Annotated in this window: 29 protein-coding genes and 1 riboswitch; of the genes, 13 read left to right on the top strand and 16 right to left on the bottom strand. The window is 71.9% G+C overall.

Annotated features, from left to right (window positions below; genetic code table 11):
* Positions 1–184: 184 nt before the first annotated feature.
* Genes sdhC through ACH4NX_RS15495 form a run of 4 tightly spaced genes read left to right on the top strand, consistent with a single transcriptional unit; the run spans position 185 to position 3,600 of the window.
* Entirely contained in the window at positions 185–565 is a 381-nt protein-coding gene (sdhC, locus tag ACH4NX_RS15510) for a succinate dehydrogenase, cytochrome b556 subunit (protein WP_279560220.1), read from the top strand.
* 5 nt (positions 566–570) lie between these two features.
* A complete protein-coding gene (locus ACH4NX_RS15505; RefSeq protein ID WP_351401194.1) occupies positions 571–1,053 on the top strand; it encodes a succinate dehydrogenase hydrophobic membrane anchor subunit in 483 nt (160 codons plus the stop codon).
* Between the two features lie 19 nt (positions 1,054–1,072).
* Positions 1,073–2,827 carry a succinate dehydrogenase flavoprotein subunit gene (gene sdhA / locus ACH4NX_RS15500; protein ID WP_351401196.1) on the top strand — a complete coding sequence of 585 codons (1,755 nt, stop codon included), beginning with the start codon at positions 1,073–1,075 and terminating at the stop codon, positions 2,825–2,827.
* Positions 2,827–3,600 carry a succinate dehydrogenase iron-sulfur subunit gene (locus tag ACH4NX_RS15495; RefSeq protein WP_351401198.1) on the top strand — a complete coding sequence of 258 codons (774 nt, stop codon included), beginning with the start codon at positions 2,827–2,829 and terminating at the stop codon, positions 3,598–3,600. Before sdhA ends, ACH4NX_RS15495 begins: the two co-directional genes overlap by 1 nt.
* A 91-nt stretch (positions 3,601–3,691) precedes the next feature.
* On the opposite strand, the gene ACH4NX_RS15490 is transcribed toward ACH4NX_RS15495, so the two are convergent.
* From ACH4NX_RS15490 to ACH4NX_RS15480, 3 genes are all read right to left on the bottom strand, one after another.
* Positions 3,692–3,958, bottom strand: coding sequence for a TM2 domain-containing protein (locus tag ACH4NX_RS15490; RefSeq protein WP_351401200.1), 267 nt, complete (start codon positions 3,956–3,958; stop codon positions 3,692–3,694).
* 267 nt (positions 3,959–4,225) lie between these two features.
* Complete coding sequence (locus tag ACH4NX_RS15485) at positions 4,226–4,645, bottom strand: DUF2752 domain-containing protein (RefSeq protein WP_351401202.1); 420 nt, start codon at positions 4,643–4,645, stop codon at positions 4,226–4,228.
* Entirely contained in the window at positions 4,638–5,117 is a 480-nt protein-coding gene (locus tag ACH4NX_RS15480; protein ID WP_351401205.1) for an NINE protein, read from the bottom strand. Before ACH4NX_RS15480 ends, ACH4NX_RS15485 begins: the two co-directional genes overlap by 8 nt.
* A gap of 168 nt (positions 5,118–5,285) precedes the next feature.
* Here ACH4NX_RS15480 and ACH4NX_RS15475 point away from each other — a divergent pair, with 168 nt between their 5' ends.
* The 4 genes from ACH4NX_RS15475 to ACH4NX_RS15460 all read left to right on the top strand — a co-directional run bounded on the left by ACH4NX_RS15475 (position 5,286) and on the right by ACH4NX_RS15460 (position 7,556).
* On the top strand, positions 5,286–5,696 hold the full coding sequence (locus ACH4NX_RS15475; protein WP_351401207.1) for a VOC family protein: 411 nt from the start codon (positions 5,286–5,288) through the stop codon (positions 5,694–5,696).
* 94 nt (positions 5,697–5,790) lie between these two features.
* Complete coding sequence (locus ACH4NX_RS15470; RefSeq protein ID WP_398127144.1) at positions 5,791–6,198, top strand: hypothetical protein; 408 nt, start codon at positions 5,791–5,793, stop codon at positions 6,196–6,198.
* A gap of 4 nt (positions 6,199–6,202) precedes the next feature.
* Positions 6,203–6,718 (top strand): thiol-disulfide oxidoreductase DCC family protein, encoded by a 516-nt coding sequence (locus ACH4NX_RS15465; protein ID WP_398127143.1) that lies wholly within the window; start codon positions 6,203–6,205, stop codon positions 6,716–6,718.
* Positions 6,719–6,728: 10 nt separating this feature from the next.
* A complete protein-coding gene (locus tag ACH4NX_RS15460; RefSeq protein WP_398127142.1) occupies positions 6,729–7,556 on the top strand; it encodes a TetR/AcrR family transcriptional regulator in 828 nt (275 codons plus the stop codon).
* On the opposite strand, the gene ACH4NX_RS15455 is transcribed toward ACH4NX_RS15460, so the two are convergent.
* On the bottom strand, positions 7,553–8,962 hold the full coding sequence (locus ACH4NX_RS15455; protein ID WP_351401216.1) for a metallophosphoesterase: 1,410 nt from the start codon (positions 8,960–8,962) through the stop codon (positions 7,553–7,555). The genes ACH4NX_RS15460 and ACH4NX_RS15455 overlap by 4 nt on opposite strands.
* Positions 8,963–8,998: 36 nt before the next feature.
* Complete coding sequence (locus ACH4NX_RS15450; RefSeq protein WP_114530105.1) at positions 8,999–9,238, bottom strand: SCO4848 family membrane protein; 240 nt, start codon at positions 9,236–9,238, stop codon at positions 8,999–9,001.
* A 91-nt stretch (positions 9,239–9,329) separates the two neighbouring features.
* On the opposite strand from ACH4NX_RS15450, the gene ACH4NX_RS15445 reads away from it, so the two are divergent.
* Positions 9,330–10,622, top strand: a complete 1,293-nt coding sequence (locus ACH4NX_RS15445; RefSeq protein ID WP_351401218.1) for a D-alanyl-D-alanine carboxypeptidase — start codon at positions 9,330–9,332, stop codon at positions 10,620–10,622.
* On the opposite strand, the gene ACH4NX_RS15440 is transcribed toward ACH4NX_RS15445, so the two are convergent.
* The 4 genes from ACH4NX_RS15440 to ACH4NX_RS15425 are packed head-to-tail and all read right to left on the bottom strand — an operon-like array spanning position 10,570 to position 13,403.
* Positions 10,570–11,502 (bottom strand): YihY/virulence factor BrkB family protein, encoded by a 933-nt coding sequence (locus ACH4NX_RS15440; RefSeq protein WP_398127141.1) that lies wholly within the window; start codon positions 11,500–11,502, stop codon positions 10,570–10,572. The genes ACH4NX_RS15445 and ACH4NX_RS15440 overlap by 53 nt on opposite strands.
* A complete protein-coding gene (locus ACH4NX_RS15435) occupies positions 11,490–11,960 on the bottom strand; it encodes a GtrA family protein (RefSeq protein WP_351401222.1) in 471 nt (156 codons plus the stop codon). The genes ACH4NX_RS15440 and ACH4NX_RS15435 overlap by 13 nt, the downstream gene beginning before the upstream one ends.
* Positions 11,954–12,904 carry a decaprenyl-phosphate phosphoribosyltransferase gene (locus tag ACH4NX_RS15430; RefSeq protein ID WP_398127140.1) on the bottom strand — a complete coding sequence of 317 codons (951 nt, stop codon included), beginning with the start codon at positions 12,902–12,904 and terminating at the stop codon, positions 11,954–11,956. The genes ACH4NX_RS15435 and ACH4NX_RS15430 overlap by 7 nt, the downstream gene beginning before the upstream one ends.
* Complete coding sequence (locus ACH4NX_RS15425) at positions 12,897–13,403, bottom strand: phosphatase PAP2 family protein (RefSeq protein ID WP_398127139.1); 507 nt, start codon at positions 13,401–13,403, stop codon at positions 12,897–12,899. Before ACH4NX_RS15425 ends, ACH4NX_RS15430 begins: the two co-directional genes overlap by 8 nt.
* A gap of 133 nt (positions 13,404–13,536) precedes the next feature.
* Here ACH4NX_RS15425 and ACH4NX_RS15420 point away from each other — a divergent pair, with 133 nt between their 5' ends.
* Positions 13,537–14,946 (top strand): FAD-binding protein, encoded by a 1,410-nt coding sequence (locus tag ACH4NX_RS15420; RefSeq protein WP_398127138.1) that lies wholly within the window; start codon positions 13,537–13,539, stop codon positions 14,944–14,946.
* A gap of 42 nt (positions 14,947–14,988) precedes the next feature.
* A complete protein-coding gene (locus tag ACH4NX_RS15415) occupies positions 14,989–15,744 on the top strand; it encodes a decaprenylphospho-beta-D-erythro-pentofuranosid-2-ulose 2-reductase (protein ID WP_351401231.1) in 756 nt (251 codons plus the stop codon).
* A gap of 13 nt (positions 15,745–15,757) precedes the next feature.
* Here the strand turns inward: ACH4NX_RS15415 and ACH4NX_RS15410 are convergent, their stop codons facing one another.
* From ACH4NX_RS15410 to ACH4NX_RS15385, 6 genes are all read right to left on the bottom strand, one after another.
* Positions 15,758–16,399, bottom strand: a complete 642-nt coding sequence (locus ACH4NX_RS15410) for a 2'-5' RNA ligase family protein (RefSeq protein WP_351401233.1) — start codon at positions 16,397–16,399, stop codon at positions 15,758–15,760.
* A 238-nt stretch (positions 16,400–16,637) separates the two neighbouring features.
* On the bottom strand, positions 16,638–17,651 hold the full coding sequence (trpS, locus tag ACH4NX_RS15405) for a tryptophan--tRNA ligase (RefSeq protein WP_351401235.1): 1,014 nt from the start codon (positions 17,649–17,651) through the stop codon (positions 16,638–16,640).
* Between the two features lie 53 nt (positions 17,652–17,704).
* Positions 17,705–19,150, bottom strand: a complete 1,446-nt coding sequence (locus ACH4NX_RS15400; protein ID WP_351401238.1) for a glycine hydroxymethyltransferase — start codon at positions 19,148–19,150, stop codon at positions 17,705–17,707.
* A 35-nt stretch (positions 19,151–19,185) separates the two neighbouring features.
* A riboswitch (ZMP/ZTP riboswitch) is annotated at positions 19,186–19,271 on the bottom strand.
* A gap of 552 nt (positions 19,272–19,823) precedes the next feature.
* Positions 19,824–21,023: a glutathionylspermidine synthase family protein gene (locus ACH4NX_RS15395; RefSeq protein ID WP_351401240.1), complete on the bottom strand. Its 1,200-nt coding sequence runs from the start codon at positions 21,021–21,023 to the stop codon at positions 19,824–19,826.
* Between the two features lie 7 nt (positions 21,024–21,030).
* Positions 21,031–21,390, bottom strand: a complete 360-nt coding sequence (locus ACH4NX_RS15390) for a hypothetical protein (protein WP_279560244.1) — start codon at positions 21,388–21,390, stop codon at positions 21,031–21,033.
* Positions 21,391–21,476: 86 nt separating this feature from the next.
* Entirely contained in the window at positions 21,477–22,946 is a 1,470-nt protein-coding gene (locus ACH4NX_RS15385) for a PLP-dependent aminotransferase family protein (RefSeq protein ID WP_398127137.1), read from the bottom strand.
* Between the two features lie 46 nt (positions 22,947–22,992).
* On the opposite strand from ACH4NX_RS15385, the gene ACH4NX_RS15380 reads away from it, so the two are divergent.
* Together ACH4NX_RS15380 and ACH4NX_RS15375 are read left to right on the top strand one after the other, a co-directional pair.
* Positions 22,993–23,505 carry a carboxymuconolactone decarboxylase family protein gene (locus tag ACH4NX_RS15380; protein WP_351399726.1) on the top strand — a complete coding sequence of 171 codons (513 nt, stop codon included), beginning with the start codon at positions 22,993–22,995 and terminating at the stop codon, positions 23,503–23,505.
* Between the two features lie 2 nt (positions 23,506–23,507).
* A complete protein-coding gene (locus tag ACH4NX_RS15375; protein WP_398127176.1) occupies positions 23,508–24,227 on the top strand; it encodes an isocitrate lyase/phosphoenolpyruvate mutase family protein in 720 nt (239 codons plus the stop codon).
* Between the two features lie 3 nt (positions 24,228–24,230).
* On the opposite strand, the gene ACH4NX_RS15370 is transcribed toward ACH4NX_RS15375, so the two are convergent.
* A complete protein-coding gene (locus ACH4NX_RS15370; protein ID WP_351399736.1) occupies positions 24,231–25,187 on the bottom strand; it encodes an ABC transporter substrate-binding protein in 957 nt (318 codons plus the stop codon).
* Positions 25,188–25,190: the final 3 nt, after the last annotated feature.

The raw sequence follows: 25,190 nt of genomic DNA, 5'->3' as shown, positions 1-25,190 counted from the left end.
TGAGCCGCCCCGCCGCCTTCCGACTGCTCCTTTGAGTGCAACTTTGATCACACAGGCGGGCCCCCCGTAAGCGCCGCGGGCAACCGTCGCTACGATGCTGGGGGCCGGTGGACCGTACCCGGCCGGGCCCGACCGACAAGGAAAGCCGGCGCGGCCCCAATCCCCGCTCCCGGAGGAAACTTCCGTGCCGGCTGGAACGCTGTACCGCGGCCGGGAAGGAATGTGGTCATGGGTGGCTCATCGAGTCACCGGCGTCCTCATTTTCTTCTTCCTGTTCGTCCACGTGCTGGACACCGCTCTCGTCCGTGTGTCCCCCGAGGCCTACGACACCGTCGTGGCCACGTACAAAACGCCGATCGTCGCGCTGCTGGAGTACGGCCTCGTCGCCGCCATCCTCTTCCACGCGCTCAACGGCCTGCGCGTCATCGCCGTCGACTTCTGGGTCAAGGGCGCCCGCTACCAGAAGCAGATGCTCTGGACCGTTGTCGGCCTGTGGCTCGTGCTGATGATCGGGGCGATCTACCCCGTGCTCGGCCACGCCGCTCGTGAACTGTTCGGGAGCTGACGCGCATGTCTACCGCTGAAACCACCACGTCCGGGGTCGGCCCCGTCGAGGGCGCGTCCGTGTACTCGGTCGACAACCCCGCGCCGCTGATCGAAGCCCCGCGCCAGCGCACCAAGAAGACCCCGAAGTCCACGCGGGGCAACTTCGAGATGGCCGCCTGGCTGTTCATGCGCCTGTCCGGCGTCGTGCTGGTCGTCCTGGTCATCGGGCACCTGCTCATCCAGCTGGTGCTGGACGGCGGCGTCTCGAAGATCGGCTTCGCCTTCGTGGCCGGCCGCTGGGCCTCGCCGTTCTGGCAGGTCTGGGACCTGCTGATGCTCTGGCTGGCGATGCTGCACGGCGCGAACGGCCTGCGCACGGTCATCAACGACTACGCGGAGCGTCCGAACACCCGGCTGTGGCTCAAGGGCCTGCTCTACACCGCCACGGTGTTCACCATCCTGCTGGGCACGCTGGTGATCTTCACCTTCGACCCGAACATCCGCTAGGCACGGGGCTGCGAAAATCATGAAGGTACACAAGTACGACACCGTCATCGTCGGCGCCGGTGGCGCCGGCATGCGCGCGGCCATCGAGTCGACGAAGCGCAGCCGCACCGCCGTCCTGACGAAGCTCTACCCCACCCGCTCCCACACCGGCGCGGCGCAGGGCGGCATGGCCGCCGCGCTGGCCAACGTGGAGGAGGACAACTGGGAGTGGCACACCTTCGACACGGTCAAGGGCGGTGACTACCTGGTCGACCAGGACGCCGCCGAGATCCTGGCGAAGGAGGCCATCGACTCGGTCCTCGACCTGGAGAAGATGGGCCTGCCGTTCAACCGGACGCCGAACGGCACGATCGACCAGCGCCGCTTCGGCGGTCACAGCCGCAACCACGGCGAGGCCCCGGTCCGCCGGTCCTGCTACGCGGCCGACCGCACCGGTCACATGATCCTCCAGACGCTCTACCAGAACTGTGTCAAGGAGGGCGTGGAGTTCTTCAACGAGTTCTACGTCCTGGACCAGCTGATCACCGAGGTCGACGGCGTCAAGAAGTCCGCCGGTGTGGTCGCCTACGAGCTGGCCACCGGCGAGATCCACGTCTTCCAGGCGAAGTCCGTGATCTACGCGTCCGGCGGCACCGGCAAGTTCTTCAAGGTGACGTCCAACGCGCACACGCTGACCGGTGACGGCCAGGCGGCCGTGTACCGGCGCGGGCTGCCGCTGGAGGACATGGAGTTCTTCCAGTTCCACCCGACCGGCATCTGGCGCATGGGCATCCTGCTGACGGAGGGCGCCCGCGGTGAGGGCGGCATCCTCCGCAACAAGGACGGCGAGCGCTTCATGGAGAAGTACGCGCCGGTCATGAAGGACCTCGCCTCCCGCGACGTCGTCTCCCGCTCCATCTACACGGAGATCCGCGAGGGCCGCGGCTGCGGTCCCGAGGGCGACCACGTCTACCTGGACCTCACCCACCTCCCGCCGGAGCAGCTGGACGCCAAGCTGCCCGACATCACGGAGTTCGCGCGGACCTACCTCGGCATCGAGCCCTACACGGACCCGATCCCGATCCAGCCGACGGCGCACTACGCGATGGGCGGCATCCCGACCAACGTCGAGGGTGAGGTCCTCAGGGACAACACCACCGTCGTCCCGGGCCTGTACGCGGCCGGCGAGGTCGCCTGCGTGTCGGTGCACGGCGCCAACCGCCTGGGCACCAACTCGCTGCTGGACATCAACGTCTTCGGCAAGCGGGCGGGCATCGCCGCCGCGGAGTACGCGCAGAAGGCGGACTTCGTCGAGCTGCCCGAGGACCCGGAGTCCCTGGTCGTCGAGCAGATCGAGCGGCTGCGCAACTCCACCGGCACGGAGCGGGTGGCCACGATCCGTCGTGAGCTGCAGGAGACCATGGACGCCAACGTCATGGTCTTCCGCACCGAGCAGACGATCAAGACGGCCGTGGAGAAGCTCGCCGAACTGCGCGCCCGCTACAAGAACGTGGCGATCCAGGACAAGGGCCGGCGCTTCAACACCGACCTGCTGGAAGCCGTCGAGCTGGGCAACCTGCTCGACCTGGCCGAGGTCATGGCGGTGTCCGCCCTCGCCCGCAAGGAGTCGCGCGGCGGTCACTACCGCGAGGACTACCCCAACCGCGACGACGTCAACTTCATGCGCCACACCATGGCGTACCGCGAGGTGGGCGACGACGGCGCCGAGTCCATCCGGCTCGACTACAAGCCGGTCGTCCAGACCCGCTACCAGCCGATGGAGCGTAAGTACTGATGGCTACCCCTGTCATGGAGAAGAGCGACAAGGCCCCCGAGCCCGGTTTCGCCGACTCCCCGTACATCACGGTCACCTTCCGCGTCCGCCGGTTCAACCCGGAGGTCTCGGCCGAGGCGGCGTGGGAAGACTTCCAGCTGGAGATCGACCCGAAGGAGCGCGTCCTGGACGCGCTGCACAAGATCAAGTGGGACCTCGACGGAAGCCTCACCTTCCGCCGTTCCTGCGCGCACGGCATCTGCGGGTCGGACGCCATGCGGATCAACGGCAAGAACCGGCTCGCCTGCAAGACGCTGATCAAGGACCTCAGCCCCGAGAAGCCGATCACGGTCGAGGCCATAAAGGGCCTGACGGTCCTCAAGGACCTGGTCGTCGACATGGAGCCGTTCTTCCAGGCGTACCGGGACGTGATGCCCTTCCTGATCACGAAGGACACCAACGAGCCGACGCGTGAGCGCCTCCAGACGGCCGAGGACCGCGAGCGCTTCGACGACACGACGAAGTGCATCCTGTGCGCCGCCTGCACGTCCTCGTGCCCGGTGTTCTGGAACGACGGGCAGTACTTCGGCCCGGCGGCCATCGTCAACGCCCACCGCTTCATCTTCGACTCGCGTGACGAGGCCGGCGAGCAGCGGCTGGAGATCCTCAACGACCGCGACGGCGTCTGGCGCTGCCGCACGACCTTCAACTGCACGGACGCCTGCCCGCGCGGTATCGAGGTCACCAAGGCGATCGCGGAGGTGAAGCGAGCGCTCATCACGCGCCGCTTCTGACCCGCACCCGCCGTGCGTACGGCCGAGGGCCCCGATCGACTCGATCGGGGCCCTCGGCCGTTCCGCTTCGCGACGAGACCGTGCGGCGGCGTCAGCCGCGCAGCACGCGGCCTTCCTTGTCGGTGCGGTCCTTGCTGACCAGGAACATGATGCCGTCGATCAGCGCCCAGAAGCCCAGGCCACCGCAGGTCAGCAGCTGGGCGACACCGACGCCGACGGAACCGACGTAGAAGCGGCCGATGCCCAGGGTGCCCAGGAAGAGCTGGAGGATACCGGCGACTATCTTCGACTTCTCGGAGTACGGGCGGCCCTGCGGGTCGAAGCCGTAGGGAGCGGCGGGGTTCGGGGGGACGGTCATGATGGTGCTCCTGGGGAGATGTGGGACGGGCCGGGACGGATGGCCCGGCGGCCCAGGAAGGAACTCCGCTGATCGCACACCGACCGTGCACGGCGGCCCACGCGATGGCGTGGCCGTCCCCCCTGTGCGTGAGGAGCATAGAGAAACGGGTGGGGCCAGTGGGAGTGGATTCGATCTAACGTTCCCATTCCGTGATCTGCCGGCCGGCGCCCCGGCGGCACGGCGCTGGAGCGGCACCGCGCCGGAGCGGCACGAAGCCACGGTGCCTCAGACGAGGTTGCGGGCCACCGTCCAGGCCACCGCCGTCACCAGGATCAGCGCTTGGGCCCACGGGGCGATCCGGGGCCGCCAGGAGCGGCCGCGCAGGCCCTCCACCGTCCAGCGGCCCCACAGCGCCAGCGCGAACGGCGCGGCGAGCAGCAGGGCGCGGTTGTCCAGCCAGGCCGCGGCGAAGTGACCGTGCATCAGGTCGTACGTCATGCGGGTGCCGCCGCAGGCCGGACAGAGCAGTCCCGTGACGAACCGGAACGGGCACCGGGGCAGCAGGTGGCCGGACTCGTGCGGGTCGGTGAACCACAGGTACCCGGCGCCCGCGGCGCCCGCGACGAGCACCGCGAGGGGTGCCGCCGCGGGATGCCACGGCAGGCGCCGCCCGGCGGGTGGCGCGGGAGGGACCGCGTCAGCCACGCAGGATCCGCCCCTGGGCGTCCGTACGGTCGTTGCTGACGAGGTACATGATGGCGTCGACCAGCGCCCAGATGCCGAGGCCGCCGCAGGTGAACAGCTGGGCTATGCCCATGCCGACGTTGCCGACGTAGAAGCGGCCGATGCCGAAGCTGCCGAGGAAGAGCTGGAGGACGCCGGCGACTATCTTCGACTTCTCGGAGTACGGGCGCCCGTAGGGGTCGTAGCCGTAGAGCGCGTTGGGGTCGCCGCCGCCGTAGTAGCCGGGCGCCTGCTGGTACCCGGGGGTCTGGTAGCCGCCGGGGGGCTGCTGGTAGCCGGGCTGCTGGTACCCCGGCTGCTGGTAGCCGCCGGGGGTCTGCTGGGGGCCACCCTGGGGGTAGCCGTAGGGGCCGGCCTTGTCGGCCGCGCCGGGGGCCTGGTTCGGGTAGCCGTAACCGGGCGGCTGGGACGGCTGCTGCGGCTGCTCGCTCACGGTGGTGTCACTCCTGGAAGGTACGGGAAACTGCCGGTCATACTGTAGGACTCGGCGGGCAAAGAGAAGCCGGACCCCGGGAACGGCCGTCCGCCCGGGCGGGTGACCCGGCCGCCGCACCGCAGCGGGTGCACCCCACTTCGCGCCGTACGCACCTAATGTGACGTCATGTCAGATCATGAGTCGTACGAACTGCTCGGGTTCGACAACGTGCTGCTGCCCGTCGGGGACCTCGGCGAGGCCGTCGGCTTCTACGAGCGGGCCGGCTTCCCGGCCGCCTTCCGCCTCGACGAGGCCGGGATCGCGCTGCTGAAGGCCGGCGGCGAGACGCCGGGCATCCTGCTGCGGGTGGAGGAGGAGTTCGGGCGGCGGCCGCCGCCGTGGCCGTCGGCGCGGGTGTGGCTGGAGGTGCCGGACGCCCGCGTCGCGGCCCGGGCCCTGCGCGAGGCGGGGGTGGAGCCGCTCGACGAGCCGTTCCCCGTCGCCACCGGCTGGACCGTCGAGTTCGCCGACCCGTGGGGCAACGTCATCGGCCTCACGGACTACTCCAAGCGGCCGGAGCTGGGCCGCCGCCCGTGACGCGGACCACTCCGGCCGCGAGTTGAACACGTTCAAAAGCAGGTCTACAGTCTCTCCTGTCAGCGTTTTGAACGCGTTCAAGGAGGGGTGGGGCATGGACCGCACCGTCATCGCCTACGTCATCTACCTGCTGGTCAGCATCGGTCTGACCATCTGGGTGGCCCGCACGCTCAGCCGCAACGGCCGGGTCTTCCTCGCCGATGTACTGCACGGCAACGAGAAGCTCGCCGACGCCGTCAACCACCTTCTGGTGGTCGGCTTCTACCTCGTCAACCTCGGCTTCGTCGCCCTCTACCTGAGCGGCGACGAGACCATCGCCGACACCCGCCAGATCTTCGAGGCGCTCTCGACCAAGGTGGGCGTGGTGCTCCTGGTGCTCGGCGTGATGCACCTGGGCAACGTGTACGTCCTCAACCGGATCCGGCGGCGCGGGATGATGGAACGGGAGCAGATCCCGCCGGTCCCGCCGCAGGGCTGGGTGGCCCCGACGGCCGGTGCCTGAGCCGATGTCACGGACGGCAGCGACCTCACCGGCGTCGTGGACGTCACCCGCTCCCGCGACGGCCGGCACCCCGGTACGCCGGCTCACCGTCCTCTACGACGCCGAGTGCTCCCTGTGCGCCCACGTACGGGACTGGCTGCTGCGGCAGCGGCGGCTGGTGCCGCTGGAGCTGGTCCCGGCCGGGTCCGACGAGGCGCACCGGCGCTTCCCCGGCCTCGACCACGCCACCACCCTCGACGAGGTCACCGTCGTGGGCGACGCCGGTCAGGTCTACCGGGGTGCCGCCGCCTGGGTCGTCGTCCTGTGGGCGCTGCGCGAGCACCGCCCGCTCGCCCACCGGCTCAGCACGCCCACCGGGGCCGTGCTGGCCCGGGGCGCCGTCCTGGCCGCCGCCAAGTGGCGGGGCGGGCAGTTCGGCGGCCGGGCCTACCGCCGGGCCGACGGGTGGGCGTACGAACCCGGCAGGGGATGGCTGTACACCGGACCGGGCTGCGACGACGGCACCTGTGCCAGTCGTTAGGCTCCATCCCGTGCCTGCGAAGAACGACGGCCCCGATGACGGAGCCCCCCTCAGCAAGTCCGAGCAGACCCGCGCGCTGATCCTGGAGACGGCCATGCGGCTCTTCCAGGAACGCGGCTACGACCGGACGACCATGCGGGCCATCGCCCAGGAGGCCGGGGTCTCCGTCGGCAACGCGTACTACTACTTCGCCGGCAAGGAGCACCTGATCCAGGGCTTCTACGACCGGATCGCCGCCGAGCACCAGGCGGCGGTCCGGGAGGTCCTGGCCCGGGAGACCGACCTGGAGGCACGGCTGGCGGGCGTGCTGAAGGTCTGGCTGGACATCGCGACGCCGTACCACGAGTTCGCGGTGCAGTTCTTCAAGAACGCGGCCGACCCGGACAGCCCGCTCAGCCCCTTCTCCCCGGAGTCGGAGCACGCGCGCGTGGAGGCCATCGGCGTCCACCGGCAGGTGCTCTCCGGGGCGAGGACCAAGGTGCCCGCGGAGCTGCGCGACATCCTTCCGGAGCTGATGTGGCTCTCCCAGATGGGCCTCGTCCTGTACTGGATCTTCGACCGCACGGAGGGGCGCGAGCGCAGCTACCGCCTCGCCGAACGCGGCGCCCGGCTCACCGCGCGGGGCGTCGCGCTGGCCCGTTTCCGGGTGCTGCGCCCGCTGGTGCGCGAAGTCCACGAACTGTTCACGGACTTCCTGCCCGGGATGACCAGGGCCCTCCCGGACCCGGCGAGGCGGACGGCGCCCCCCGGGGACGTTCCCGAGGACACCCCCGGGTGCGCCCCCGAGGACACCCCTGGGGACGACGCACCCGGGGAGGGCCCGCAGGGCAGGCCCTAGGCCTCCAGCGAGGCCAGCTCGATCACCGTGATGTCCGACTCCGCCCCCACGCGCGTGGGCGGGCCCCAGGCGCCCGCGCCGCGGCTGACGTACAGCTGGGTGTCGCCGTAGCGCTCCAGGCCCGCGACGGTGGGGTTGGCGAGGCCGGCGAGGAGGTTGCCGGGCCAGAGCTGGCCGCCGTGGGTGTGGCCGGAGAGCTGGAGGTCGACACCGTGGTCGACGGCGTCGTGGATCTGCACCGGCTGGTGGGCGAGGAGCACGCACGCGCGCGTCCGGTCCCGGTCGCCGAGGGCCTTGGCGTAGTCGGGGCCCTGGCCCTCGTCCTCGCCCGCCACGTCGTTGACGCCGGCGAGGTCGAAGTGGGGCAGCTCGGTACGGGCGTTCTCCAGCGGGAGCATGCCGAGCCGCCGTACCTCGTCGACCCACTGCTCGGCGCCCGAGAAGTACTCGTGGTTGCCGGTGACGAAGTACGTGCCGTGCCGGGCCTTCAGCCGCGCCAGCGGGGCCGCCGCCGGGCCGAGGTCCTTCACGCTGCCGTCCACCAGGTCGCCGACCACGGCGATGAGGTCGGGCTGCGTGGAGTTGATCGTGTCGACGACCGTCTGCGCGAAGCTCCGGCCGAGCACCGGGCCGAGGTGGACGTCGCTGACCACGGCGACGCGGAAACCGTGCGCCGCGCGCGGGAGCTTGGCCAGCGGCACGGTGACCCGCTTCACCGTCGGGCCGTTCAGCACGCCGTACGTCCCGAAGCCGACCGTCCCGACGGCCGCCGCGGCGGCGGCACCGGCGACGACGCGGGAGACGAAGAGACGGCGGGAGGGGAGGGCGAGAGGGCTCTCGGACGCGCCGCCGTCGGCGGCGCCGGAGGCCGGCGCACCGGGTGCTCCGGGTGCCTCAGCCCCGGCTGCCTCGGTCTTCCCGGGTGCTCCGGGCTTACCGGCTGTTCCGGGCTCCTCGCCCGTTCCGGACTCCTCGGCCGGCTTGGGCGGGGCCGTTCCGGCCGGTATGCGCTCCGTGTCGACGGCCGGGGCGCTCAGCGGCCGCGGCGTCGGCTCCGGCTCCGCGGCCGCCCGCCGCCCGGCCGCCCGCCGCTCCAGGAACCGCCGCAGCAGCGGCCGGACGGCCTCGCCCACGAGCACCGCCAGCAGCAGGTAGAGGGACAGGGCCAGCCACAGGTAGCCCGGCCAGGCCAGGACGCGTTCGAGCCAGAAGGGCGCGCCCGCGCGCCCGGCGACCATCGTGCCGACCGCCAGCAACCAGCCTCCGGCGATCACCGCCGCGCCGATACGGCGCGCGGGGCCGGGGCCCCGGGTCGTGTCGCGGAAAAGACGCCGCCACACGTACCAGTTGGCCGCCACGAGCACGCTCACCACTGCCACCGCGACAAGCGCGAAGACGACCACCATGCCGTCGTATCCCCTCGGTTGTGACGTCCTTGACGTCTATGACCTTCGGCGCAGCACGCGCACCGAACGCAACCCGATGACCCCGACGACCGTCCCCAATACGAAGGAGACGACGGCGAGCAGCAGGTGCACCCAGAAGTACGCCGTGGGGTCGCCGTCCTCGAAGGCGAGCCCACTGCTGTCCTTGATCAGATTTTTGACGAAAGTGATCCAGATGATCCAGCTCCACACCCCGAAAGCGAGCAGGAACCAGGAGACGGGGCGGCTGAGCTTCATGCCTTCAGTATCGCCGCCCCGTGTCCGGATCCGTGCCCGGGGTGGGGAGGGGGGTGGGAGTGTGCCGCTCCCGGGAGGTACGTTCTCGCTCGTGCCCGCACCCCACAAGGCCGTCAGGCGATCCCTGTTGGTCACCTCCGCCGCCCTGACCGCTCTCGCGCTCCTCACGCCCACCGCGCTCGCCGCCCCGAGCCCCACGGCGGACCCGTCGGCCAGTCCCTCGGCCACTCCGCCCGCGTCGATGTCGGCCGTGGGCGGCGCGCGGCTCGGCAAGCCCGGGACGCAGGTGGACCTGGCGGGCGGGGCGCCCGTGCTGCCGAAGGACCTCACCGCCCGCTCGTGGATCGTGGCCGACGCCGAGTCCGGCGACGTGCTCGCCGCGCACAACGCGCACTGGCGGCTGGCCCCGGCGAGCACGCTGAAGATGCTGTTCGCCGACACGCTGCTGCCGAAGTGGCCGAAGACGACCGAGCACAAGGTCGTCCCCTCGGACCTCGCGGGCATCGGCGCCGGCTCCAGCATGGTCGGGATCAAGGAGGAGGAGACCTACACCGTCCACGACCTGTGGCTCGGTGTCTTCCTGCGGTCCGGCAACGACGCGGTGCGCGTGCTGTCCGCGATGAACGGCGGTGTCGACAAGACCGTCGAGGACATGAACGAGCACGCCGAGGAGCTCCAGGCCCTCGACACGACCGTGGTCAGCCCCGACGGATACGACGCGCCGGGGCAGGTCTCCTCCGCGTACGACCTGACGCTCGTCGCCCGCTCCGGGCTGCAGAAGAAGGACTTCCGCGAGTACGCCTCGACGGTCCGCGCGAAGTACCCGGGCGAGACGAAGAAGGACAAGAAGGGCAGGACGTCCCGCGAGTCCTTCGAGATCCAGAACACCAACCGGCTGCTGTCCGGCGACTCGGACGTGGACGTCTACCCGGGCATCGCGGGCGTGAAGAACGGCTACACCACCAACGCCGGCTACACCTTCACAGGCGTCGCCGAGCAGGGCGGCAAGGTGCTGCTCGTCACGGTCATGAACCCGGAGAAGGACGAGCACAACGAGGTCTACAAGGAGACCGCCCGCCTGTTCGACTGGGGTTTCCAGGCGGTCGGCAAGGTGGAGCCGGTGGGTGAGCTGGTGCCGCCGAGGAGCGCCGTCCAGGCGAGTCCGCGACCCGGTCCGGCCGCCTCCGGGGAGGCCGGCGGCACCGGGAAGGGCGCGGCGGGTGCGAAGCCGGTGGCGGGCGCCCCGGCCGCGGGCGGCACCAGCGGTGCCGGTGTCGCGGCCGGTATCACCGCCGGGCTGCTGGTCCTGCTGGCGGGCGGCGCGTTCCTGATCAACCGGAAGTGGCCGCTGCCGGACCTGGTCCGTCGCCGGACGCGCCCGTGACGTCCGGGCCGTCCGTTTCCGGGAGCTCCTCCTCCTTGCTTCCCGTCGCCGTCCAGGCGGCGCAGAACAGCACCAGCTTCGAGGTGAAGTTGATCCACAGCAGCAGGGCGACGGGGACGCCGAAGGCGCCGTACATGCTCTTGGCGGCGACGCCCTGCATGTAGCCGCTCAGCAGCAGCTTGAGCAGCTCGAAGCCGATCGCGCCGGTCAGCGCGGCCACCACCAGGCGGCGGCGCGGGGGCTGGACGCCGGGAAGCAGGGTCAGGACGTACAGCAGCAGGAGGAAGTCGGCGAGCACGGCGACGGCGAACGCGGCGACGTAGAGCAGCACCCCGCCGAAGCCGCCCTCGGCGATGCCCAGCTGCCGGATGATCCAGCCGACCAGCGCCGAGGCGACGGTGGAGATGCCGACGGTGACCAGGAGCGCGCCGCCGAGACCGACGAGGACGCCCGCGTCCTTGGCCCGGTGCACCACCGGGTTCTCCTCCTCGTCGGGCAGCTCCCAGACGGCGCGCAGGCAGCCCCGGGTGGCGTCGACCCAGCCGATGCCGGTGAACAGCAGCAGGGCGCCGGCGATGAGGCCGACGGTGCCGGCGTTGTCGATCAGGCCCTGGATGTTCAGCTGGTCGGCGATGCCGGGGATCTGCTCGGCGATCGTGTCCTGGAGCCGTCCCTGCTGGTCCTCGTCGAGTGTGGCGGCGGCGACGGCGGCGGCCAGGCTGAGCAGCGGGAAGAGCGCGACGAAGCTGGTGAAGGTCATGGCGGCGGCCAGCCGCGTCCACTTCACCCGGTCCAGCCGCTCGTACGAGCGCCACGCGTGCGTGGTCGTCCCCCGCGCCACCCACGGTCCCACCACGGGGAGCTTCTTCAGCCAGTCCATGATCCGACTCTGCCCCCGCTCGCCCCGGTCCATGATCCCGTCGTGCCACCGGTTCCTGCCCCGGTGCGGAAGACCAGTGTCCTTGTGCCCCAGAAACGCAGGATCGTGGCCAGGACCATGCCGATTCCCGCGCCGGAGACCGTGTCGGCGCGCTGCGAGGTGAGTCCGAGGCCGTAGTGGCTGACGGCCAGGCACAGCAGTTGTACGGCGGCTCCGGCGGCGTTGACCGCGAAGAACACGGCGTACGGGCGCAGGCCCCGCGGCCGGGCGTGCCGGTAGGTGCCCAGCGCGTTGCCCGTGTAGGCCACGGAGCAGCCGGCGACGAAGGAGAGGGCCTTGGCCGTGAGCGGGCCGAGACCGGCCGGGCCGCGCAGCCAGGTGAAGAGGCCGAGGTCGACGGCGTAGGCGAGCAGGCCGACGGCGGCGAAGCCGAGCAGTTCGCGCCGTCCGGCTACCAATTGGCCACCGCCAGGCCGTACATCGCCACCCACGCCACGCCGATCAGCGCGAGCGCCCGGTCGCGCAGGACGACGTCCTCGGGTTCGCCGGCGGTACCGCGGTCGGCGAACACGGCGTAGCGCAGGACGGCGAGGACGAAGGCGACCATGGACAACTGGCGCCAGGGCAGCACGCTGGTGTGCGGGACCCCGCCCTCCTCCATGGCCCACATGCAGTAGCCGAGGACGGCGACGCCGGCCGCGAGCTGCCAGACGAAGCGGAGGTAGCCGGTGGTGTACTCGGTGAGCAGCGCGCGCGTGGCACCGTCCTTGCCGGCCATCTGCACGGCTTCGGAGTAGCGCTTGGCGGCGACCATGAACAGCGCGCCGAAGCCGGTCGTGATGAGGAACCAGCGCGACAGGGGGATGCCGAGCGCCAGTCCGCCGATCATCGCCCGCATCAGGAAGCCGGTGGTGACGACGGCGAGGTCGACGACCAGGACGTGCTTGAGGCTGACGCAGTACGCCAGTTGCATCGCGAGGTAGGCGGTCAGCAGGGCCGCCACGGGCCCTGGGCACAGCCGGGCCGCGACGAGGGGCGCGAGGACGCCCAAAGCGCCGCCGACGGCGTACGCGACCGGCACCGGGACCTGTCCGGCGGCGACCGGGCGGTGTCGTTTGACCGGGTGGGCACGGTCGGCCTCGGCGTCGCGGGCGTCGTTGACCAGGTAGACGGCGGCGGCGCAGGCGGTGAACAGGACGAAGACCAGGGCCAGCCGGGTGAGCGCGTGCCGGGAGAACAGCTCACCGGCGGCGGCCGGGGCCGCGACCACCAGGACGTTCTTGACCCACTGGCGGGGGCGCGCGGTCCTGAGCAGTCCGGCCAGGAGGCCCTTCCCGCGGGGCGGTGCGGGCTCCCGCCGCCGTTCGGGGGCGCGTTGCCGCAGGACGGCCGTGTCAGTCACGGGTGCCTCCGCGCATCCAGCCGGCGCCGAGCCGGGCCGTGAGCGCGCCCAGGGCCGCGCCCGCGGCGACGTCCGAGGGGTAGTGGACGCCGGTGACCAGCCGGGAGGCGCACACCGCGGCGGCGAGCGGCCAGGCGGCGTGGATGCCGAGCGCGCCGAAGGCGACGGCCGCCGCCGCGGCCGAGGTGGCGTGGGAGCTGGGGAAGGAGTGCCGTCCGGCGGTGCGCACCAGGGGCACGACGTGCGCCGGGCGCGGGCGGCGCACGACGCGCTTCAGGCCCATGCTGACGACGTGCGCGCCCGCGGTGAGCGCGGTGCCGCGCAGCCAGGCCGCGCGCCGCGTGCCGTCCACGGCGGCTGAGGCGAGGCCCGCGGCGAGCCACACCGCTCCGTGCTCCCCGGCCCAGGACAGGGCACGCGCGGCACCGGCCACGCGCGGGTCCGTGCCGCAGGCTCTGAGCGCCGTCACGATCCGGTGGTCCATGTCGAGGTCGTCCATGTGGACTCACTGTTCACGCCAACGGCTCCGGAAGTCCGGCATGATCGAGCGACATACCATTAATCACCCGTTTCAGGGACGGGCAGAATGTTCTGGAACTAATCGTTCGCATAGTGGCGATACGGTCACCGGCATGTCTGCCGACACCGTTCCCGACGCCGAGTGGGGTCCCGACGCCGGCTGGGGTCCCGACGTCGAGTGGGGTCCCGTCACCGGCTGGGGCCGCACCGCGCCCACCGCCGCCCGGCTGGTCCGCCCGCGGACGTACGAGGAGGCCGCCGTCGCCGTCCGGGAGTGCGGTGCCCGCGGTGGCATCCCCAGGGGCCTGGGGCGGGCGTACGGGGACGCCGCGCAGAACGCGGGGGGCGCCGTGCTCGACATGACGGCGCTGGACCGCGTCCACGCCATCGACGTCGACGGCGGCACCGTGCTCTGTGACGCGGGGGTCTCCCTGCACCGGCTGATGGAGGTGCTGCTGCCGCTCGGCTGGTTCGTGCCGGTGACGCCCGGCACCCGCTACGTGACGGTCGGCGGGGCGATCGGCGCGGACATCCACGGCAAGAACCACCACGTGTCCGGGTCGTTCGCCCGGCACGTGCTCTCGTTCGAGCTGCTCACCGCCGACGGCCGGGTCCACACCGTGGACCGGGGCACGCCGCTGTTCGACGCGACCGCCGGCGGCATGGGTCTGACCGGTGTGATCCTCACCGCGACCGTACGGCTCCAGCCGGTCGAGACCGCGCTGATGTCGGTCGACACCGAGCGCGCCACCGACCTGGACGACCTGATGGCCCGCCTGACGTCCGGCGACCACCGCTACCGCTACTCGGTCGCCTGGATCGACCTCCTCGCGCGCGGCGCCGCGACCGGCCGCGCGGTGCTCACCCGGGGCGACCACGCCCCGCTGGACGCGCTGCCCACCCGGTCCCGTGCGCGACGGGCGCCCCTGGCCTTCCGCACCTCCCGTCTCCCGGCCGCCCCCGACCTCGTCCCGGACGGGCTGCTCAGCCGGACGACGGTGGGCCTGTTCAACGAGCTCTGGTACCGCAAGGCCCCCCGCGGGCGGACCGGGCAGCTCCAGCGGATCTCCACCTTCTTCCACCCCCTGGACGGGGTCCCGCACTGGAACCGGATCTACGGCCGCGGCGGCTTCGTGCAGTACCAGTTCGTCGTCGGGCACGGCCGGGAGGACGCCCTGCGCCGGATCGTGCGGCGCATCGCCGAGCACCGCTGCCCGTCCTTCCTCGCCGTCCTCAAGCGGTTCGGGGCGGCCGACGCGGGCTGGCTCTCCTTCCCGGTGCCCGGCTGGACCCTCGCCCTGGACATCCCGGCGGGCCTGCCGGGGCTCGGTTCCTTCCTCGACGGCCTCGACGAGGAGGTGGCGGCGGCCGGCGGCCGGGTCTACCTCGCCAAGGACTCCCGGCTGCGGCCGGAGCTGCTCGCCTCGATGTACCCGCGCCTGGACGACTTCCGCGCGCTGCGCGCGGAGCTGGACCCGCGCGGCGTGTTCGTCTCGGACCTGTCCCGGCGCCTCGGCCTCTAGGTGCGTCTTCAGGCCCCCTCTCCACAAACTTCAGGAGCTGTCGTGAAGGACGCCTTCGGCATCCCCCAGTCCCTTCTCGTCCTCGGCGGTACGTCCGAGATCGCGCTCGCCACCGCGCGCCGTCTGGTCGCCCGCCGCACCCGCACCGTGTGGCTGGCCGGCCGCCCCTCCCCCGCCCTGGACGAGGCCGCCGAGCAGCTGCGCGGTCTCGGCGCCGAGGTGCGCACCGTCACCTTCGACGCGCTCGAGACCGAGTCCCACGAGGCGGTGCTCGGCAAGGTCTTCGCCGAGGGCGACATCGACCTGGTCCTGCTGGCCTTCGGCGTCCTGGGCGACCAGGCACACGACGAGCGCGAGCCGCTGAACGCCGTGCGGGTCGCGCAGACCAACTACACCGGCGCGGTCTCGGCCGGGCTGGTCAGCGCCCGCGCGCTCCAGGCGCAGGGCCACGGCTCCCTGGTGGTGCTCTCCTCGGTGGCCGGGGAGCGGGCCCGCCGCGCCAACTTCATCTACGGCTCCAGCAAGGCCGGCCTGGACGCCTTCGCGCAGGGCCTGGGCGACGCGCTGCACGGCACCGGCGTGCACGTCATGGTCGTACGCCCCGGGTTCGTGCGGTCGCGGATGACCGCCGGGCTGGAGGAGGCGCCGCTCGCCACGACGCCCGAGGCGGTCGCCACGGCCATCGAGGTGGGGCTGCGGCGCCGCTCGGAGACCGTGTGGGTGCCCGGTGCGCTGCGCGTGGTGATGTCGGCACTGCGGCACCTGCCGCGGGCGGTGTTCCGCCGGCTGCCGGTGTGAGGCCGTCAGAGACTCAAGGCCGTCCGGGGCCTGGGGCCGTCCGGGGCCCAAGACCGTCCGAGGCCTCGGACAGGGGCTGGCGGACCGGCAGGGAGCCGCTCTCCACGCGGCCCGCCTGCGGGGGCACCGTGGTGCTGCCGAAGGGGAACTCGCGCAGCTTGCGCCACACCCCGTCGGCGCCCTGCTCGTAGAGCGCGAAGCCGGTGCAGGGCCACTGGGCCTCGTAGTCGGACAGCTCCTCGTAGGCGCGGTCCATCGCCGCTTCCTCGATGCCGTGGGCCACGGTGACGTGCGGGTGGTACGGGAACTGCAGTTCGCGGGGGACCGGCCCGGAGGTGTCGCGGACGCGCTTCTGCAGCCAGGAGCAGGCCGCGGCGCCCTCGACCACCTGGACGAAGACCACGGGCGACAGCGGGCGGAAGGTCCCGGTGCCGGACAGCCGCATCGGGAAGGGCCGGCCGCGCGCCGCCACCTCCGCCAGGTGCGCCTCGATCGCGGGCAGCGCGGCGCCGTCGACCTCGGTCGGCGGCAACAGGGTGACGTGCGTGGGGATGCCGTGAGCAGCGGCGTCGCCGAAGCCCGCGCGCAGCTGCTGGAGCTTGCTGCCGTGGGGCTCCGGGACCGCGATCGACACGCCGATCGTTACGGTCCCCACGTCGTCTCCTGTCGTCACGTGTCACTCGTCGTGTGTCACTCGTCGTGTGTCGCGGTGTCGGACACCCGGATATCGACTGTAAGGCCACGACCGGGCCCGGGGCAGGCGCAACCGGAGTGATGTGCAGCGCTACGGCGGCGCTCCGGGGCGCACTGGGGGATGCCGGGACCCGTGCGGAGGCAGTGGCCGGGCCCTGGCCGGACGGTGGTCCGGCCGGTGGACCGGACGGTGCCGCGGCTCAGTGCTTGGCGGCCAGGAATCCCAGCCCGTCGTACGCCCGGGCGAGGGTCTCCGCAGCGACGGCACGCGCCTTCTCCGCTCCCTTGGCCAGGATCGCGTCGAGGGTCTCCGAGTCGTCCAGGTACTGCTGGGTGCGCTCCCGGAAGGGGGTGACGAACTCCACGACGACCTCGGCGAGGTCCGTCTTGAGCGCGCCGTAGCCCTTGCCCTCGTACTTCTGCTCCAGCTCCGGGATCGTCGCACCGGTGAGGGTGGAGTAGATCGACAGCAGGTTGCTGACGCCGGGCTTGTGCTCGCGGTCGAAGCGGATCACCGTGTCGGTGTCGGTGACCGCGCTCTTCACCTTCTTCGCCGTGGCCTTCGGCTCGTCGAGGAGGTTGATCAGGCCCTTGGGGGTGGCCGCCGACTTGCTCATCTTGGCGGTCGGGTCCTGCAGGTCGTAGATCTTCGCCGTCTCCTTGAGGATGTACGCGCTCGGGACGGTGAAGGTGTCGCCGTAGGACTGGTTGAAGCGGTCGGCGAGGTCGCGGGTCAGCTCCAGGTGCTGGCGCTGGTCCTCGCCGACGGGGACCTGGTCGGCCTGGTAGAGCAGGATGTCGGCGACCATCAGCATCGGGTACGTGAACAGGCCGACGGTGGTGCGGTCGCTGCCCTGCTTGGCGGACTTGTCCTTGAACTGGGTCATCCGGGACGCCTCGCCGAAGCCGGTGATGCAGTTCATCAGCCAGCCGAGCTGGGCGTGCTCGGGGACGTGGCTCTGCACGAACAGCGTGCAGCGGTCCGGGTCGAGTCCGGCCGCGAGAAGCTGGGCCACGGCGAGGCGGGTGTTCTCGCGGAGTTCCTTCGGGTCCTGCGGGACCGTGATCGCGTGCAGGTCGACGACCATGTAGAACGCGTCGTGGGTGTTCTGCATGTCGACCCACTGGCGGACGGCACCGAGGTAGTTGCCGAGGTGGAACGAGCCTGAGGTCGGCTGGATACCGGAGAGCACGCGGGGACGTTCAGAGGCCATGCCCGTCATTGTCTCAGGTTCCTCCGCAGGCTCGTTCCCCTGGTCGGCGGCCGTCAGCCGAGGTCGATCTCCGGGTAGAGCGGGAAGCCCGCCACCAGGTCCGTCGCGCGGTGCGAGATCTCGTCGGCGGTCTTCGCGTCCAGGACGTGCGCCGCCTTGGAGGGGGCGCCCGACTTGGTGGTGCCGGCCTCGGTGGTGGTCAGGACGCGGTCGATCAGGCCCGCGACCTCGTCCATCTCGGCCGTGCCCAGGCCGCGGGTGGTGAGCGCCGGGGTGCCGACGCGGATGCCCGAGGTGTACCAGGCGCCGTTCGGGTCGGCCGGGATGGCGTTGCGGTTGGTGACGATGCCGGAGTCGAGGAGCGCGGCCTCGGCCTGGCGGCCGGTGAGGCCGTAGGAGGACGCCACGTCGATCAGGTTGAGGTGGTTGTCCGTGCCGCCGGTCACCAGGGTGGCGCCGCGCTTCGTCAGACCCTCGGCGAGCGCGCGGGCGTTGTCGACGATGCGCCGCGCGTAGTCCTGGAACGCGGGCCGGCGGGCCTCGGCGAGGGCGACGGCCTTGGCTGCCATGACGTGCGGGAGCGGGCCGCCGAGGACCATCGGGCAGCCGCGGTCGACCTGGTCCTTGAGGGAGTCGTCGCACAGGACCATGCCGCCGCGCGGGCCGCGCAGCGACTTGTGGGTGGTCGTCGTCACGATCTGGGCGTGCGGGACCGGGTCGAAGTCGCCGGTCAGCACCTTGCCCGCGACGAGGCCGGCGAAGTGCGCCATGTCGACCATGAGGGTCGCGCCGACCTCGTCGGCGATCTCGCGCATGATCCGGAAGTTCACCAGTCGGGGGTACGCGGAGTAGCCGGCGACGATGATCAGCGGCTTGAACTCGCGGGCCGAGGCGCGCAGGGCCTCGTAGTCGATCAGGCCGGTGGCCGGGTCGGTGCCGTAGGAGCGCTGGTCGAACATCTTGCCGGAGATGTTGGGGCGGAAGCCGTGGGTGAGGTGGCCGCCGGCGTCCAGGGACATGCCGAGCATCCGCTGGTTGCCGAAGGCGCCGCGCAGCTCGGCCCAGTCGGCGTCGGTCAGGTCGTTGACCTGGCGGACGCCGGTCTTCTCCAGGAAGGGCACCTCGACGCGGGCGCCGAGGACGGCCCAGAAGGCGACGAGGTTGGCGTCGATGCCGGAGTGCGGCTGGACATAGGCGTGCCGGGCGCCGAAGAGCTCGCGGGCGTGCTCGGCGGCCAGCGACTCGACGGTGTCGACGTTGCGGCAGCCGGCGTAGAAGCGGCGGCCGACGGTGCCCTCGGCGTACTTGTCGCTGAACCAGTTGCCCATCGCCAGGAGGGTGGCCGGGGAGGCGTAGTTCTCGGAGGCGATCAGCTTGAGCATCTCGCGCTGGTCGGCGACCTCCTGGCCGATGGCGTCGGCGACGCGCGGCTCGACGGCGCGGATCGCTTGCAGCGCGGCACGGTAGGCGACGGACTCGGGGGTGAGCTCTGCGGACACGGGGGCCTCCGGACGTTGTGTTCAGCGTTCACGGTACGGACGGCCCAGGCGCACGGCACTCGCGGTTCGAGCCGCTCCCCGATGGTTGGTCCATCCCAGCGCGCCAGTCACGGCCCACCGGCAGCCTACCGGGTGGCGCGGGAGCGCGTTTGCCGGGTTTCGTCTGCCGGGTTCAGCTCATTTTTGCGAGGAACCCCGGGGCTTCAGCCCGCGAGGAATCGCGTCCTCGTGCACCGCGGCGCGCAGCGGCCGAGTCTTGCTCCCTGTCTGGGTTACGGAGTGTGGGGTGTCACTCGTTGGGGTGGTGGGCGGGGAACGCGTGGTGGGGCGTCGTGCGGGTGTCTGCGATCGGTGATCGTCAAGCTGGTGGTGCAGGTCAGGCTGCTGCCGACGCCCGTGCAGGCGGCGGCTCCGGAGGCGACCCCGAGTGCCTGCACCGAGGCGGCCACCTGGGCGAGCGAGGTGGCCTTCGAACACAGGGAGTTCAAGAACTTCGCCCTGCGCAAGCTCGCCTACGCGCAGGTGAAGTCGCGGTGGGGTCTGGGCGCGCAGGCGGCCCAGCATGTGATTAAGAAGACCTGCGACGCGTACGCCACGCTGAGGGCGAACCTGACGGCGGGGCGTCTGGGCCGTCCCGGCTCGGCACGATGTCCCGTTCTGCAAGCCCGGGACTCTAGTCCCGGGTCGTTGACAGGATCACGTGGGGGAGGAACCTCGCGTACCCGTCCGTCACCAGGCCCGACGACTCCCGGATGCCCAGGCCCGCCGACTCGTTCTCCACCACCCAGGCGCCCAGGACGACGCGGTTGCCGTCGAAGTCGGGCAGGGGGGCCAGTTCCTGGTAGCAGCAGGGCTCGTCCCGTACGACGGGGGCGGCGCCCGGCTCGTGGACCGTGACGCCCGCGCCCTCGCGGCCCAGCAGGGGCTTGGCGACGTAACCCGCCGTGCCGGCCAGCTCCCTGGGGCCGTCGAGGTAGGCCGGGAGGAGGTTGGGGTGGCCGGGGTACAGCTCCCAGAGGATCGCCAGCAGGGCTTTGTTGCTGAGCAGCATCTTCCAGGCGGGCTCGATCCACAGGGTGGTGCCGGTGCCGCCGCCGTTGTCGAGGGTGTCCAGGACGTGGTCGGCGAAGCGGTCGGTGGTGAGCCACTCCCAGGGGTAGAGCTTGAAGATGCTGCGGATGAAACGGAGCCTGTTGTCGACGAAGCGCTCGGACAGGCGGTCCCAGCCGATCTCCTCCACGGAGATCCAGTCGGTCTCCAGGCCGGCCTGCTCGGCGGTCTCCTTGAGGTAGGCGACCGTCATGAGGTCCTCGCCCAGCTCGTCGTCCGCGGAGTGCGCGAAGTACAGCGGGCTGCCGGGCGGCAGGAGGGCGGCCTGCTTCCTCCAGGCGTCGACGAGCCGCTCGTGGAGGCTGTTCCACTGGTCGGCGCCGGGGAAGCTCTCCTCCATCCAGAACCACTGCGGGGAGGCCGCCTCGACGAGGGAGGTCGGGGTGTCGGCGTTGTACTCCAGGAGCTTGGCGGGCCCCGTCCCGTCGTAGCGCAGGTCGAAGCGGGCGTAGACGGAGGGGAGTTCGGCGCGGCGCCGCCAGGCCTCGGTGACCGCCCGGACCACGCGCGGGTCGGTGATGCCGAGGTCGGCGAAACGGCCGGCGGTGACGATGTGCTCGGCCGCCGCCAGGCACATGCGGTGGAGCTCCTCGACGACCTCCTCCAGCGCCTCGACCTCCGGGAGGGAGAAGACGTAGTAGGCGCTCTCGTCCCAGTAGGGGCGCAGGGAGTCGTCGGGGTAGCGGGTCAGGGGGTAGATGCAGCCCTGCTCCTCCACGGTCTGCTGCCAGCCGGGGCGGGGCTCGGTGGTGCGGCGTTCCACGGCGGGCTCAGCCGCCGCCGCTGCCGGAGCCCGAGCAGCCGAAGCCGCCGCGGTCGACGGCCTCCTCCCGGCTGAAGGTGCCGGAGTCGGCCCAGCCGTTGCTGACGTCGCCGTCGTAGTACCAGTCGGCGTCGTCCACCTTGGAGCCCGACTTCTTCTTGCCGCCCTTGCCGTACGAACCGCCGGACGAGCCCGACTTGCAGTTCTTGTCGGCGACGACCTTGTAGCCGTTGAGGTAGTCGTAGCTGTCGCGGTCCACGCAGCGCCGGTCGGGGTCCGAGCCGCACGCGCTCAGGGCCGCCGCGAGCATTCCCATGCCGCCGAGCACCACGGTGCTCGACCGCAGCCGTCGCCGGGTCTGTGCCATGTCCGTCTCCCCCGTTGTCCGCGCTTTTGTACGTCAGTTGGTCCGATGGTTGGACCGATCGAGTGTACGACCGCCGCCGGGGGACTCTACGGCAGCGCCCGGCAGAGCGCGTCCAGGGCCCCTGCCCAGGCGTGCTCGGGCGGGGTGCCGTAGCCGACGACGAGGGCGTCCAGCGGGGCGACGACGGCGTCCGGGTGCCGGAACGTGGACAGGCCGTGGACCGCGAGGCCGTTCCAGGCGGCGGCCCGGACGACCTGCTGCTCGGTGCCGGGGGGCAGTCGCAGGACGGCGTGCAGTCCGGCGGCGATGCCGGTGACGCGCACCTCGGGGGCGCGCTCGGCGAGGGCGGCGACCAGGGCGTCACGGCGGCGCCGGTAGCGCAGCCGGGCGGCTCTGACGTGCCGGTCGTAGTCGCCGGAGCCGATGAACTCCGCGAGGGTGAGCTGGTCCAGGGCGCCCGGGGTGCGGCTCGCCATGCAGTCCATGGCGTCCTCGACGAGCGAGGGCGGCAGCACCAGCCAGCCCAGGCGCAGCGCGGGGGCGAGGGACTTGCTGGCGGTGCCCAGGTAGACGACGCGGTCGGGGTCCAGTCCCTGGAGGGCGCCGACGGGCTGGCGGTCGTAGCGGAGTTCGCCGTCGTAGTCGTCCTCCAGGACCAGCCCGCCGGTGCGGCGGGCCCAGTCGATCAGTGCGGTCCGGCGCTCGGGGAGCAGCGGGAGGCCCAGCGGGAACTGGTGGGAGGGCGTCAGCAGGGCGGCCTGGGCGGCGGCCGGGTCGGCGAGGGGGCGGGTGCCCCGGTCGTCGAACGGCAGCGGCGGCGTGTCGCAGCCCGCGCGCGCGAGCAGCAGGCGGTGGTGGGGCAGGCCGTAGGACTCGACCGCCACGGAGTCCGCTCCGCGGTGCCGCAGCAGTTCGGCGAGGACGCCGAGGCCGCCGAGGAAGCCGGCGCAGACGACGATCCTGTCCGGGTCGGCGTGCACGCCGCGGGCGCGGGAGAGGTAGCCGGCGAGTGCGGTGCGCAGTTCGACGCGGCCGCGGGGATCGCCGTGGCCGAGGGCCCGGTCGGGGGCGGCGGTCAGGGCGCGGCGGGCCGCCCGCAGCCACTGGACCCGGGGGAACGACGCGAGTTCCGGCGTGCCGGGGACGAGGTCGTAGGCGGGCCGGCCCGGCTCACGCCGGTGCGGCGCCGGGCGGTGCGATGCGGGGTGGGGCGGCGCCGGGCGGTGGCCGGGTGCGCCGGGTGCGCGATCGTGGGTGCCGGGGGTGGCGGGTGCGCGGCCGGGAGTGGCGGGTGTGCGGTCGGCCACCCGGGTGCCGGAGCCCTGGCGGGCGGCGAGCCAGCCCTCGGCGACCAGGTCGGCGTAGACCTCGGCCACCGTGTTGCGCGCCACGCCCAGGTCGGCGGCGAGCGAGCGCGAGGAGGGCAGCCGGGTGCCGGGAGCCAGCCGGCCGCCGCGGACGGCCTCGCGCAGGGCGTCGGTGAGGCCGCGGCGCAGCCCGGTGCCGGACCGGTCCAGGTGAAGGTCGATGCCGAAAGTGGCCCATGATTTCCCCATGGAAATGGACCATACCCGTGGGCTGCCTCGCTTCTAGTCTCGAAGCATGACGACGAACGAGAACACCACCGCGGCTTCCGACACCTTCGCCCCCGAGGAGGCCCCCCGGCTGGAGTGGGCCAAGCACGCGCCCGAGGTCTGGAAGGCGATGCTCCGGCTGGAGAAGGCGGCCAACCAGGGGCTGGACCCGAAGGTGAGGGAACTGGTGAAGATCCGTGCCTCCCAGCTCAACCACTGCGCCTTCTGCCTGGACATGCACACCAAGGACGCCCTCGCGGCCGGTGAGAGCGTGGAGCGGATCGTGCAGCTGTCCGCCTGGGAGGAGTCGCGGCACTTCTACACGGAGAGGGAGCTCGCGGCGATCGAGCTGACCGAGGCGGTCACCGTCCTGACGGACGGTTTCGTGCCGGACGAGGTGTACGGGAAGGCCGCGAAGCACTTCGACGAGGCCGAGCTGGCCCAGCTGATCGCCGCGATCACGGTGATCAACGCCTGGAACCGGTTCGGCGTGACGTGCCGGCTGACGCCGGGCCACTACACCCCGGGGCAGCACGCGTGACGGTGAGCGGGGCGGACCGCTTCCGGGCCCTTCACCACGGCCGCGCCCCGGACGACCCCCTCGTGCTGCCCGGCCCCTGGGACGCGGCGAGCGCCCGCGTCTTCGCCGAGGCCGGCTTCCCGGCGCTCGCCACGCCCAGCGCGGGCGTGGCGGCGTCGCTGGGCTACGAGGACGGGGCGACCCCGGCCGACGAGATGTTCGCGGCCGTCGCGCGGATCGCGCGGGCCGTGGACGTACCCGTGTCGGCGGACGTCGAGGACGGGTACGGGCTGGCGCCGAAGGAACTGGTGGAGCGGCTGCTGGAGGCCGGCGCCGTGGGCTGCAACCTGGAGGACTCCGTCGACGGGGTGCTCAAGGACCCGCACGAGCACGCCGAGTGGCTGGCCGAGGTGCGGGCGGCGGCCGGGGACCGGCTCTTCGTCAACGCCCGGGTCGACACGTTCGTCAGGGGCGTCGACGACCCGGGGGCGGCGATCGGGCGGGCCGCGCTGTACGTCGCCGCCGGCGCCGACTGCGTGTACCCGATCTTCGCCCCGGTCGGTGTACTGCCGCTGCTGCGGGCCGGGATCCAGGGGCCGGTCAACGTGGGCGCGCTGCCCGGCCAGGGCCCCTCGCCCGCCGAACTCGGCGGACTCGGGGCCACCCGCGTCACCTTCGGGCCGGGGCTCCAGCGGCGGGCGGCGCGTGCGCTGCGGGAGATCGCGGACGAACTCGCGAAGTGAGGGTCAGGGCAGCCACCGCTTCCACACGGACTCGTGGCTGTCCACCCACTTCTCCGCCGCCTCCTCGGGCCGCATCTTCTGCTCGGCGATCATCAGGGAGACCTGGTTCTGGTCCTCGGTCGTCCACTTGAAGTCCTTCAGGAACTCCGCGGCCTCGCCGCCGTTCTGCGCGAAGTCCGCGTTGAGGTACTTCTGCAGCTCGGTGACCGGGTAGGCGCAGTCGACCTTCGCCGGGTCGGCGTCGCAGCCCTCCTCGTACGGCGGCAGTTTCACCTCGGTCATCGGCACCTTCTCGAAGAGCCACTGGGGGGTGTACCAGTAGCTCAGGAAGGGCTTCTTCTCCTTGGCGAACTGCTGCATCTGGGTGATCTGGGCGGCCTCGGAGCCGGCGAAGACGACCTTGTAGTCCAGGTCGAGGTTCTCCACCAGCGCCTTGTCGTTGGTGACGTAGGACGGGGAGCCGTCCATCAGCTGGCCCTTGTCGCCGCTCTCCGCGGTGCGCAGCAGCTCGGCGTACTTGTTCAGGTTCTTCCAGTCCGTCACGTCCGGGTGCTTCTCCGCGAAGTACGTCGGGACGAACCAGCCGATGTGGCCGGTGACGCCGAGGTCGCCGCCGGGGGCGATGGTCTTCTTGTCCTCGACGTAGCGCTGCTCCTGCTCGGGGTGGCCCCAGTCCTCCAGGATGGCGTCGACCCGGCCCTGGCTGAGCGCGTCCCAGGCGGGGACCTCGTCGACCTGGACGGTGTCGACGCGGTAGCCCAGCTCGTGCTCCAGCAGGTACTGGGCGACGGCCACGTTGGCCTGGGCACCGACCCAGGACTGCACGGACAGGGTGACGGTCCTGGCGCCCTCGGCGTTGGCGTACGGGGACGCCTGCTTGGTCATGTCGGCGGCGCCGCAGCCGGTCAGCAGCGTCAGCGCGGCGGCCGGGGCGACGGCGGTGGTGGTACGCATCCGCATACG

The sequence above is a fragment of the Streptomyces sp. NPDC017225 genome (genome assembly GCF_044331465.1).
GTDB lineage: Bacteria > Actinomycetota > Actinomycetes > Streptomycetales > Streptomycetaceae > Streptomyces.
Note: the sequence above shows the minus strand (reverse complement) of the source record. Positions and strands in the feature narration are given on the sequence as shown.